At 72.1% G+C, this 619-nt stretch carries 1 protein-coding gene; it reads left to right on the top strand.

The features are described 5' to 3' along the window. Positions 1-619 (top strand): gamma-glutamyltransferase (locus AB4Z35_RS30000; RefSeq protein WP_442101160.1); only part of this gene is annotated, 619 nt, incomplete at both ends.

Raw genomic sequence — 619 nt, 5'->3', positions numbered from 1 at the left:
GATGAAAAGACGCGCGCGATGCGCTCGGTCTGCGGCCAGGGCCCCGCGCCCGCGCTGGCGGACCCCGAGGCGCTGCGCGCCCAGGGTATGGAGCTGATGCCCGGCATCGGCCTGATGCCCGCCACCGTGCCCGGCGCGTTCGGCGCGTGGCTGACCATGTTGCGCGACCACGGCACGTGGTCCCTGGCGGACGTGCTCGCGCCCGCCATCGGCTATGCGCGCGATGGCTTCCCGCTGGTGCCGCGTATCTCGCAGGCCATCCTGGCCGTGCAGTCGCTGTTCCGCGACGAATGGCACAGCTCGGCTGATACGTGGCTGCCGGACGGCAAGGTGCCGCGCCCCGGCGCGCTCCACCGGCTGCCGGTGCTGGCCGACACCTATACCCGCATTATCGAGACGGCCCAGTCCGCGAGCGACTCCCGCACGGGCCAGATCGATGCCGCCATGGACTGCTGGTACCGCGGCTTCGTGGCCGAGGCCATCGACGCCTACTGCCGCGACACCCCGGTGCGCGACACCACCGGCGAGAAGCACACCGGCCTGCTGCGCTACGACGACCTCGCCCAGTGGGCGCCCACGGTAGAAGCCCCGGTGACGCTGGACTTCGGCCGCTATACCG

This window comes from Pseudomonas sp. KB_15 (assembly GCF_052114525.1).
Classification (GTDB): Bacteria; Pseudomonadota; Gammaproteobacteria; order Pseudomonadales; family Pseudomonadaceae; genus Aquipseudomonas.
Note: the sequence above shows the minus strand (reverse complement) of the source record. Positions and strands in the feature narration are given on the sequence as shown.